Genomic DNA, 11528 nt, shown 5'->3' with positions numbered 1-11528 from the left:
GTTACTAACTTTTTTCAAAAGAAATACGAGGCGTAATCCGCATATATATCGGGTTAGCCTCGATTTTTTTTAAAGAGTTTTGATAAACTCAGGTAGTGATGTTCATGCAAGATGTTGCTATAAGCCTAGCTTATATTCACCTCAATGTATGTATGAGTAGATAAGCACAAGAGAGCTTAAGAGCTACGCTCTTGGACATGGCAGAAGAACGGAACCATTTTAATAATACGCGCAATGACACACTGTAAATTTGACTAATGACTCAGTTTTCCTACCTAGAACACACCCTTTGCATCCTCATGGTTCAAAGTGAGCGCTACTTCTCAAATTAAGCATTGACCATACTTAAGATCGCAACTGGGTATTGGCAAATTTCATATTGTGAAAAGCTTATTAAATCATTACAATCGGAGCGTAATTTTGGGTATAACCACCCATTTGACAGGCGCTAGAGCGCTATAGAATTTTCTTTGCGTGAAGCTCCACTTAGCTTTGGATTCCAAGGTTGAACTACCAACTTCACGACTATAGGTTTTTATATGAAGTTACTTGTACTTGCTACTGCAACAGCCGCTCTTTTGTCTGTAGGTTGCCAATCTGGTGTTACTTTTGACTCCAATTTAAATCCTGAGAACTTCACTGAGTATGCTAAGCCTGCATCAGTAGATGTTTTTACTAAGGATTCCATTCTTGAGCATCGCTACCACTCTTTAGGTATGGTCGCTGGTTTAGCTTGCCAAGAAAGTGAGGATGACTACATCGCAACTGAGGCTGATGCTCGTACTGATGCCAAGATCAAGACTGCAGATTTAGGCGGTAATGGTGTAGTTTTTGGCAAGTGCATTCGTCTTGAGCGTACTGATGCGTGCGTAGTTTCAGTAACCTGCTATGGCGAGGCTTTCAAGGTAGACGACTCTTTCAAGCAGCAGTCTAAGTAGCTCTACCATAGGCAAAGCTCGAATTTAAAGGCAGCATACAGCACCTCTTTAAGAGGTGCTATCAAGAGCTTTTAGATGCGCATTCAGACCTCTTTAGGAGGTGCACTAGGCGCTTTTAGATGCGCATGCAGGGCTTTTGAGGCGCTCTCACCATACCCTAGCTCATTTTGGCATGGGTTAAATAGACAAGCACTGAGAGTGCATAGGATAGCCTGTAGTAAGTACAGGCTGCTTGTATTTTTAGCTTGCTGCTTTAGTGGCAAGATCTCAAGGCAGATGTTTATGGACACTTTTAATCTTGAGCCAATAGGAGTTATCCATACTCCATATGGTCAAAAGTTTGCTGTGCCACGCCAGCCAGGTCTTGCTGCAGCTGTAGCTTGTGAAATTGAGCTACTCCCACCTTATTGCGATCCTCAAGCCTGCATCGGTCTTGAAGGTTTTAGCCATATCCATGTGATCTTTATTTTTGATAAGGTTGAAGTGGATAAGTTTAGGCCTATGATTAGACCGCCACGACTTGGTGGTAATCAAAAAGTAGGATTATTTGCTTCAAGATCGCCATTTAGACCATCAAGATTAGGTCTGTCTGTTCTCAAGCTTGAAAAGGTAGAAAACCGTAACGGCAAGACAGTGCTTCATGTGCTCGGTGCTGATATGGTCGATGGCACTCCGATCTTAGATATCAAGCCATATATTCCATTTGTCGATGCTCTGCCTGATGCAGTAGGCGGCTTTGCTCTAGAGCCTCCTAAGCTTAAGCAAGTTACATTTACCTTAGAAGCTGACGCACTTATAACTAAGCTTAAGCTTGATAAAGCCTCACTTATCGATATCCTTGCCCAAGATCCACGTCCGGCTTACAAAGGCACTGAGGACGATAAGCCTTATTTTGCTCTTCTTATGGGCTACAACATCAAGTTCACCGTCTCAGGTGAGATCGTCACCGTACTTGATGTCCTTCCGGCAGAAAACGCCACGCAACAGTAAATAGGCTAAATCGGCGCAAGAATAAATAGCCTGATATGGCCATGCAGCTGTAAATAGGCTAAAAATCCGTTGCAGCAGAAATAGGCTAAAGGCGCACCGCAGTTATTTTTTAATTTGCAAAACTCCGTTGCAGCAAGATGTACTTGTCGGGTTCCTCTCAAGCGATATGCCATCGATCTCCTTGCTTATCAAAGCATCCTAATACGCACTTAGGAGGATAGCCCCTTTATTTTGCATACTATCTATCGGCTAAACATCACACTTTTGTTTTAATGATCGCTTTTTGCCGTTCATTGAGATCTTTAGATGCTTACTCAAAGCTATAATCAGTAGGAAGCATGTCTGTCACATTTGGCAAGCTTGATGTTAGGACTTTTAAGCACGCGAGGCACCGTATGAGCAAGTATAAGCATTTGCTTTTTGATTTAGATGGCACCCTGGTTGATACTTTTGAGGCCAATCTTAGTAGTGTCATTGAGTTACTTGATCGTAACAAGCCTGGACATGGCATGTCTCGTGATGACTTTATTAAGTTCTTTGGCTTATCTGGTCCTACCTGTTTACGTAAGCTCGGCGTCAATGAGATCGATATCGATGCGTATATGGCTGAGTGGATTAATTTAGTCCGCGCTAAGAGTCACATGTATAAGCTCTTTAATGGTGTGGTTCCTGTCATGGAGTGCTTAAAGTTTCGTGGATACCACATGTCTGTAGTGACTTCACGTACCCGTGGTATTACCTTAGGCGGTCCACTTGGTGGTGATATGCCTGATCCGCTGCGTCAGTTCTTAGATATGTCGATCTGCGCTAATGACGTGCCTAATCCCAAGCCTGCTCCAGACTCTTTACTGCACTATATGAAAGTAACTGGTGCTAAGCCTGAGGAGATCTTATTTATTGGTGATGCTGCAACTGATCTGCAATGTGCTGATGCTGCCGGTGTCGACTTTGCACTTGCCCTGTGGGATTATCGCGGCAATGACCATCTTTACTGCAAGCACTATCTTAAGACCCCATGGGACTTAGTTTCTGTAGTAACCCAAAAGGAAGCTGAAACTGATCTTGGTGCACAGATGCATAAGTGGGCGCGTGAGATTAACGCTATTGGTCAGATTGGTCTTACCTTTTCACAAGATCGCTTTGATCAAGAGCGTTATAGCCGTCTGCAGGATATTGCAGCGCAAATGGCAGCTTACTATGTGGGCGTGGATGAGAAGATCATCAGAAAAGAATGGACCATGTCTGGCTATAAAACTCCACAGTTAGACACCCGTGCAGCCATCTTTGATGATCAGGATCGTATCTTATTAGTTAAAGAGGCTCTCTCTGGTAAGTGGAACATGCCAGGCGGCTGGTGTGATGAAAACATGACCATTATGAAGAATGTGGTCAAAGAGGTTAAAGAAGAGGCGGGTATGGATGTCCATCCTATCCGTCTTATCGCCATCCACGATAAGAGTCGTCACAATGATAAAGAATGCCTCACTGGTACTCTAAAGGCTTTTGTTGAGTGCTCAGCAGGCCCAGGTGAGTTTGTACCAAATGCAGAGACAGTTGAGCGCCGTTTCTTCTCACTTAACGAGTTGCCTGTTAAAGACTTACGCACTTCTACTAATACCTTAGAGCAGATCATGATGTGTTTCTCTTGCCATAAGGATCCGCTGTGGCGTGCCGTAGTGGAGTAAGAGCAAGTTAGCTACTTTGCTGCCAAATGATGCACTACAAAGATCGTGGTAGTAAGGTAACACTGAGTGCATGCTAGTAATTGGGGTGGAGACTGTGCAAAACAGTGCAAGACGAAAAATCACGCTCCATTGTGTTTATGATGTTGGTATTACTCTCTAGAGTTTTATGTCTAGACAGTAGTGAGCTTACATTTAGTGGCTCGTTGCGTGGCAAGACTTATTAATATTAATGCCTAAGAGCAATTAACAGAGCCATAACATCAATATTAGTTTCAACGTGCAATACTTTACTTGGGAGCGTATATGCGTTTTTTAGTTGATCTTCATACACATACCGTAGCAAGTGACCATGCTTACAGCACGATCAATGACTATGTGCTGCAGGCTGAGAAGAATGGTATTGCAATGTTTGCTACCACAGATCACGGCCCTGATGTTGAGGATGCACCTCATCCTTGGCATTTTGGCAACCTTTGTGTTATCCCTCATGTAGTAGATAAGATTGCGATTTTACGTGGCGTTGAGGCTAATATCCGTGCTGACGGTACTATTGATCTTGAAGATAAGTACTTAGAGCGCCTGGACATCGTTTTAGCTGGCTTCCATCCAAACTTAGATCCATCTAATGCTGATGAGCACACCAAGCTTTTAAAGCAAGTTATTTCCTCAGGTAAGGTCGATATCATCACTCACTTAGGTAACCCAAGATATCCAGTGCATTTACGCGAAGTGTTATCTTGTGCCAAGGAGCATAACGTAGCAATCGAGCTTAACTCCTCATCTGGCGTTAATACCCGCAAGGGCAGCCACAGCAATTGCGTTGAAGTAGCAAGACTAGCTAAAGAGATCGGCAACGTTATCTCTTTAGGCTCTGATGCCCACGTTTGCTATTTCTTAGGCAACTTCAAGGCAGCTGAGGCTGTGATTGAAGAGGCAGGCTTAGGCTACGATCAAATCATTAACACTAGCCCAATGAAGGTATTAGACTTCCTTGAGTCTCGTGGTCGTGAGCCAATTGAGTCACTGCACAATCTCTTTACTCTCTTCTAAACAAATACACCCATCATATCGCCACATAATGGCATAGCATTTAGCTAATGAGTTTGGGTTATATATGGCGGTTTGCTGATGCAACCGCCTTATTTTTTCTTGCTAAAGCAACACAAGTTTGTCATTACAATAGCAAGTCCAAAGGCATAGCTATCTTAGTTAGTAAGCTTAAAGATGATGGGCAAACGCAGGGTATAGTCCTCTTTTACCTGTGGGAATGAGGCGCTTGCGCGAATGATAGTTTGCTTAGCTGCATCATCAAGCTCGGCAGAGCCGGTGCTTCTAAGTAGGCGTAGTCTTCTTAGCTGCCCTTGTCTTGTGTAGGTAAATTGCACTATAGCAGCCCCCTCTTCACGCATCATACGAGCTCTACGTGGGTAGAGTAAATTGCTATCGATTGCCTGTTTGATTTTGGTCAGTACAGGGTGCTGATCGCGGCCTAGAATCAATACTTGTTCGGATGAAGGCCCACTACGCATTGCTACATGCTGTCTATGCGCATTGGCAGGCGGCTCTTTCAAGTGCGCTGTTTGCATTGCTCTGTCACGACGCATATGGCGCATCTCATTAACCTTACGCTTATGCTCCATCTTGCGCTCATGCCTGCGTTCAGCCTTAGCCATGGCTTTCTTATGCTGTTAATTGCTCTTGCATTACAGGTTGTGGTATTGGCTCTGGATCTGGTATCTCTTGCTGTGGCTTAACAGCGTCAATTTGCTTTTGTTCTTGCTCCTCGGGTGCTGGGGGTGTCTCATCAGAGCTTGGTGCAGGAGGATTATCAACATTGCCAAATTGCTCTAGGCTTAGAGCAATAGAGGGGCTGCCAACATCAAGCTTAGTTACGTTAGGCTCATAGATGAAATAACTATAGGCTGCAGCAACGCTTGTCAACATTTCTTGCACAATTATCTTTTACAAATGCCGCGAGGGTGTTTTAGTACATAAAACCATAGGCATCATTTAGATAGCAGTAGAGTTATAGAGATGATGGTAGTTAGCGTAGCTACGCACTATGTTTATTGACTATAGTGTTTTGTATGTAGTGCCGTATGAAAACTAGTAAAGATGTGCAGTTATCTCAAGATGCTATTGGGTTTAGTCAATGGATTTGTTAGATTAAGTGTGTGTGGGTACGTATCTTATCTAGCATTGCTTAAGATAGAGAGCGCGAAAGTAACCATCTTAATTTGCTATCTCTGGTAGCACTGGTTCTTAACAGATGCATAGCTTGCGTACTTCACATGCTGCATAAAAAAATGCGCAAAGCTTGCGTACATGAGAAGAGTACAAAAGCGCATAGCTAGTGTACCCATCAAGAGACTTTTTATTTAAGCGCTTGCTAAGTAAAAGAAAAGTTTGAGCAAAGCGTTATTCAAGTCTCAATTTAGCTACCAAAGTAGTAGTTAAAAGGCTTTAGTGCGTTAAATTCTAATTGGAGTTTAAGCTTAAAAGTTTCGAATAATAGCTTTGAGTCTGATCTAGATTGTGCTGCCGCCTTTAATGGCGGTAATGTTTATAATTTATCCGTGCTGCGAGCTTACGGATGCATCGATAAGATGTTGGCAAAATATGAGGATTGGCCATGGAATTACATCACTTTAGCCACAACATTCAGCTATGGAAGATGAATCATAAGTGTGCTGGAAAGATCATGCGCCACTACATTGAAGAGGAATACGAAGATTACACCTTTGCTACTGGCAGCATTAAGTATTTAAAGCAGATGCAAATGCTCCATACTGAGCTGTTTAGAGTGCCTATGCTCAACTGGCTCGTATGGCTGTACCGTTTTAGATCTCCAGAGTTAGTCTCTGTAGCTTTAGACAAGGAAGGCAACCTCGTAGGTTATGAGTGCTTCATGTTTAATGACGGAGAAGTTAAAGACAACATTCTGCATGGTCTGTTCGTTGGTGTTACAGAGCGTGTTCAGGGTAAAGGTATCGCTACTGCACTGCGTCGCTTCTCCATTAAGACCTATGATTTTGGCAACCTCAATGCTTTATCAACTGTAGCATTAGTTGACGATATTAAGGCCTTACGTTCTGCGCAGAAATCAGGTTATGGCATTGAGAAGCAGTCCTTAAAGCCATCAGGTCACTACTTAGTTAAGCGCCTTACTTTAGGTCGCTAATTTACCTATCACTACAAAAATATTTGTAGTCTGCATAAACGAAAAAAGCGTCTTAACGACGCTTTTTTCATGTCTGTACATAGCGCAAATGCTGCTATGCACAGATGAGCCTCTTGTAAGAATTATCTTACTTAGAAACCTTCTTGAACTTGAGACGGTGTGGCTGAGCCTCTTCACCGAGCTCTTTCTTCTTCCAGGCTTCGTACTCAGTGTAGTTACCCTCGAAGAAGCGTACCTTACCCTCATCACCGTAGTCGAGGATGTGGGTTGCAATACGGTCTAAGAACCAACGATCGTGGGAAATAACCATTGCTGAACCTGGGAACTCTAATAAAGCGTTCTCAAGTGCACGTAAGGTTTCAACGTCGAGATCGTTAGTAGGCTCGTCTAAGAGTAAGAGGTTACCGCCAACCTGCAGAAGCTTAGCAAGCTGCAGACGGCCACGCTCACCACCAGACAGATCGCCAACACGCTTTTGCTGATCAGTGCTCTTGAAGTTAAAGCGACCAATGTAAGCGCGAGATGGGATCTCGTAGTTACCAATACGCAGGATGTCTTGGCCATGTGAGATTTCCTCGAAAACAGTATTGTTATCGTTCATCTCATCACGGAACTGCTCTACGTATGCAGTTACTACGGTATCACCGAGCTTGATCTCACCTGAATCAGGCTTCTCAATACCAGTGATCATACGGAACAGAGTGGACTTACCAGCACCGTTAGGACCGATGATACCAACGATAGAGCCCTTAGGCAGAGTGAAGGATAAATCATCGATCAGTACTTGACCGTCATAAGCCTTAGACAGGTTCTTGACCTCAAGTACAGAGTCACCTAAACGAGGCCCTGGTGGAATGTACAGCTCGTTGGTTTCGTTACGCTTTTGATACTCAACAGATGAGAGCTCCTCAAAGCGCTGCATACGAGCCTTAGACTTAGCCTGACGGCCACGAGCACCCTGACGAACCCACTCAAGCTCGCGCTCGATGGAACGACGACGTGCGCTCTCAGTATTCTCTTCAATTTGCAGACGCTGATCTTTCTGCTCAAGCCATGAAGAGTAGTTACCCTGCCAAGGGATACCCTCACCACGGTCAAGTTCTAAGATCCAGCCAGCTACGTTGTCAAGGAAGTAACGATCGTGGGTTACTGCTACAACGGTACCTGGGTACTGGTGTAAGAACTGCTCAAGCCAATCAACAGACTCAGCATCAAGGTGGTTGGTAGGCTCGTCAAGAAGCAGCATATCTGGACGCTCTAAGAGCAGACGGCATAATGCTACACGACGACGCTCACCACCTGATAAAACCTTAATCTGACGATCAAAGTCAGGTAAACGCAGCGCATCAGCTGCACGATCAATCTGGCTGTCGAGGTTGTGACCATCGTGAGCCTGAATGATAGCCTCGAGCTTAGCCTGCTCTTTAGCTAATGCATCAAAGTCAGCGTTTTCATCGGCATACTCAGCGTAAACCTCATCGAGGCGCTTGAGTGCATCATTAACCTCGCCAAAAGCCTCCTGAATAACCTCTTTAATGGTCTTCTCTGGATCAAGCTTCGGCTCTTGAGGAAGATAGCCGATTTTAATGCCCGGTTGTGGACGTGCCTCACCCTCATAGTCCTGGTCAACGCCAGCCATGATCTTGATTAAGGTGGACTTACCGGCGCCGTTCAGACCAAGAACACCGATCTTTGCACCCGGGAAGAAAGACAGGGAAATGTTGTTTAAGATTTGTCTCTTCGGGGGCACAATTTTGCCCACACGATTCATAGTGAAAATGAATTGAGCCATATCACCCTCAAGTAATGAACAATCTCTTGATCTTATCAGTTTTGCAGCCTATAAGCCACTGCAAAAAGCCTAAGCTAGCACCTAATTGCCATAAAAACACCGTTTGAGACATATTTAGAAAGCTTTGTTCTACTTAGAGGTACTCCATAATTACAACAAGTAAGGCCACTAACTAGTCCTTAGCGTAACCTCATGTAAGGTCTCTGTGCCTTGAACATATAAATATGGGGCATTCAATTTAGCCAAGATCTAACTGAACTCTATATTGTTTTGCCATGATCGCCGTTAGTTGCCGCGCACTTAAGATCTCAAGATCTCAATTGCCGCGATCGCAATAGCGCAGTAACTCCTATAAATGCCAATTGGCAAGATCGTAGATAGTCTAAAAGTATGACGCTTATAAAGATCGCGGCAAAGATACTTTTGCTCACAGCAATATCGTTACATCATAAAGATGCTAGATCACGGCAAGATCGTCAAACAACAAAGATGCTTGCTCAAAGCAATATCGTTACATCATAAAGATGCTAGCTCACGGCAAGATCGCGACACATTTAAGCAGTAGTTAGCTGGCAAGATCATGACAGTAAGTGGCAACACATCGTTAATTTATGGCGGCAAAAACTAACGGCACACTCTATTAGTACGTGGATTATCTTTGCCAAGAGGTGATGAGTGTAATACTCATACTTTGCTTGTCGTGAATCATGCAAATATGAGCTTTAGCTAATTTGATTAAGTTTTTGCCTAGGATAGGGAGTGCTTTTTGAAATTTGGCACGTATAGTGCTTTATTGTGAGTAGCCCTGAAGCGATATGAGATTAATTTAATTCCAGGGCCCAGCGTAAGCTGGTCGATTCCCTGTCCAGGACTTGCTCCCGCACAGAAGAGAGCTGTGCGAGTGACAGGGTGTCACTGCAGATGATTCTGCTGTGTTCTCAGGCTTATATAGCCTGATATTAAAAATAGGGTTCAGATTATGCCATTATTCATTAACACCAACGTTTCTTCGCTGTACGCTCAACGTGCAGCGCAGCGTGCTAACGACGCGCTCGACATCTCTTACCAGAGATTATCCTCAGGTCTGCGTATCAATCGTGCTAAAGACGATGCAGCAGGCATGCAGGTTTCTAACAACCTTACCACTCAGCTTGATGGTCTTACCCAGGGTAACCGTAATGCTCAGGATGGTCTTGCTTTTGCTCAGACTATCGAAGGCGCTTTAGACGAAGTTACCAACATGCTGCAGCGTATCCGTACCCTTGCTGTTCAGGCATCTAACGGTACCATGTCAGATCAAGACCGTAATTCTTTACAGGTTGAAGTAACTCAGTTAGCCGACGAAATTACCCGTATCTCCAACGATACTACTTTCGCTGGCGCAGACGTTTTAAACGGCAACGCCTCTATTTCCCGTTTCCAGGTTGGTGCAGACCCATCTTCCATCATTGAGATGGACTTACGTGACGGTACCGATATTAACGGTATTGTTAAGATGCTCGTTCGCTACACTGGCAAAGATGAATTTGCTAACCCAATGGTTACCGATCCAAATGCTCCAGGTGGCCATGATCCTATGCTGAAGTTTGAAGACATCTTCAAGAATAACGGTACTAACCCAGGTATTCGTGTTGAGAAGGCTTCTGCAGCTCAGGCAACCTTAGCCGGTATCGATGGTCTTATTAACGCCATTGACCGTAAGCGTGCTGAGCTTGGTGCTATGCAGAACCGTCTTGAGGCTACTGTACGCAACCAAGAGTCTGTTAAGGAAAACGTTGCATCTTCACGTGCAACCATTCGTGATACCGACTTTGCTGAAGAAACTGCTAACTTAACTCAGCAGCAGATCATTCAGCAGGCTACTGCTACTATTCTTACTCAGGCCAATCAGCGTCCACAGATTGCCCTGTCATTAATGCAGAAATAGTATCTAAAGATTCTGAACTCTTATTATTCGTAGTTATTTGGCATGCTTTATTGCATGCCATATTAGTTGCGATCCCTGCCATCGTGCCGCATAGGTACGGTGGTTTTTGCGTTTGTGCGTAAGTGCAAACACGCCTCTCTCTATATCAGGCCATTACCAACCTGATCCCCTCATAATCCTCTCATATAGCCCTTTCTAATACTTACTAATAGAGCTCTGCTCATAGGCCAGATCTACGCTATCCTTACTCTTTCACGCTACGTGAACAACACTGTAGACAAAGTACATATGCCACTAGAGGCTTTATATATTCCTAGCTCCTTATCTGGATTGCAGTTGTTGAAGATCGTAGGTCGGACGCTGTTTTAGTGGTGTTGACGTTTGGGTTTTACGCGCCCTGAAAACAACAAGCCCCGGTAAGGCATCGACCTTACCGGGGCTTGTTGATTCAGAATTCTGTCTGGTGGAGGTGGTGGGATTTGAACCCACGTCCCAAAAGACTCTACCGTCAGTACTACATGTTTAGACTTCTCTTTGATCTTAGTACCGGCTGCGGAGAGTCACGCCACCGAGTACCCAGCTTGAAAAAATCTTTAATGCTTCCATCTCAAGCGGGACTTCCACACGAGCTGCTGAGAAACTGACACCGGCAATTTGCTAAGCGACAACAGCAGGGCTTATGCTCCGATGGCTTTAAGGCAGGTTATTAAGCTGCTAAAGCGTAGTTTTCGTCGTTTGCGACTATTTTAACGGATTTTTTAACGAGGCCAATCCACCCTCGACATGCACCTCGGGCTCGGTAACTTCCGGTCGAATCCAGAATCACCCCCACGAGTGCCCTGATTATAGGATTACTCTTATGTCTTTGCAAGCGTTTGCCATAAATTTCGCATTCTTGCAGTGATATAGCTTGCAAATGTTTAACTCAATTGAAAAATAATGCCCTGCGATCTTTTTGTAAATAAGTGGATACTGTATGCATCTAAGCTTTTGCTAAGAAAAAAGGATTAGGCTT

General features: G+C 44.2%; 9 protein-coding genes and 1 other RNA gene. 6 read left to right on the top strand and 4 right to left on the bottom strand.

Annotated elements, in window-relative coordinates:
• The first annotated feature begins 539 nt into the window (after positions 1-539).
• The 4 genes from rcsF (at position 540) to H524_RS0107420 (ending at position 4663) form a co-directional block, all read left to right on the top strand.
• A complete protein-coding gene (rcsF, locus tag H524_RS0107435) occupies positions 540-938 on the top strand; it encodes an Rcs stress response system protein RcsF (RefSeq protein ID WP_027939769.1) in 399 nt (132 codons plus the stop codon).
• A gap of 282 nt (positions 939-1220) precedes the next feature.
• Positions 1221-1928 carry a tRNA (N6-threonylcarbamoyladenosine(37)-N6)-methyltransferase TrmO gene (tsaA, locus tag H524_RS0107430; protein WP_027939768.1) on the top strand — a complete coding sequence of 236 codons (708 nt, stop codon included), beginning with the start codon at positions 1221-1223 and terminating at the stop codon, positions 1926-1928.
• Positions 1929-2323: 395 nt separating this feature from the next.
• On the top strand, positions 2324-3613 hold the full coding sequence (locus H524_RS16560) for an NUDIX hydrolase N-terminal domain-containing protein (RefSeq protein ID WP_052338979.1): 1290 nt from the start codon (positions 2324-2326) through the stop codon (positions 3611-3613).
• Between the two features lie 303 nt (positions 3614-3916).
• Positions 3917-4663 carry a phosphatase gene (locus H524_RS0107420; RefSeq protein WP_027939766.1) on the top strand — a complete coding sequence of 249 codons (747 nt, stop codon included), beginning with the start codon at positions 3917-3919 and terminating at the stop codon, positions 4661-4663.
• 155 nt (positions 4664-4818) lie between these two features.
• Here the strand turns inward: H524_RS0107420 and H524_RS16555 are convergent, their stop codons facing one another.
• On the bottom strand, positions 4819-5286 hold the full coding sequence (locus H524_RS16555; protein WP_027939765.1) for an energy transducer TonB family protein: 468 nt from the start codon (positions 5284-5286) through the stop codon (positions 4819-4821).
• 7 nt (positions 5287-5293) lie between these two features.
• Positions 5294-5557, bottom strand: coding sequence for a hypothetical protein (locus tag H524_RS0107410; RefSeq protein ID WP_027939764.1), 264 nt, complete (start codon positions 5555-5557; stop codon positions 5294-5296).
• Between the two features lie 688 nt (positions 5558-6245).
• On the opposite strand from H524_RS0107410, the gene H524_RS0107405 reads away from it, so the two are divergent.
• The gene (locus H524_RS0107405; RefSeq protein ID WP_027939763.1) at positions 6246-6794 is read left to right on the top strand and encodes a GNAT family N-acetyltransferase; all 549 of its coding nucleotides are present in this window, start codon (positions 6246-6248) and stop codon (positions 6792-6794) included.
• A gap of 127 nt (positions 6795-6921) precedes the next feature.
• Here the strand turns inward: H524_RS0107405 and ettA are convergent, their stop codons facing one another.
• On the bottom strand, positions 6922-8586 hold the full coding sequence (ettA, locus tag H524_RS0107400; protein ID WP_027939762.1) for an energy-dependent translational throttle protein EttA: 1665 nt from the start codon (positions 8584-8586) through the stop codon (positions 6922-6924).
• 979 nt (positions 8587-9565) lie between these two features.
• Here ettA and H524_RS0107395 point away from each other — a divergent pair.
• Complete coding sequence (locus H524_RS0107395) at positions 9566-10513, top strand: flagellin N-terminal helical domain-containing protein (RefSeq protein ID WP_027939761.1); 948 nt, start codon at positions 9566-9568, stop codon at positions 10511-10513.
• Between the two features lie 461 nt (positions 10514-10974).
• On the opposite strand, the gene ssrA is transcribed toward H524_RS0107395, so the two are convergent.
• Positions 10975-11343: a transfer-messenger RNA gene (gene ssrA / locus H524_RS17060) on the bottom strand.
• Positions 11344-11528: the final 185 nt, after the last annotated feature.

The sequence above is a fragment of the Anaerobiospirillum succiniciproducens DSM 6400 genome (assembly GCF_000482845.1).
GTDB classification, from domain to species: Bacteria; Pseudomonadota; Gammaproteobacteria; order Enterobacterales; family Succinivibrionaceae; genus Anaerobiospirillum; species Anaerobiospirillum succiniciproducens.
The sequence above is the reverse complement of the archived record's forward strand: the minus strand, read 5'-3'. Positions and strand labels throughout refer to the sequence as shown.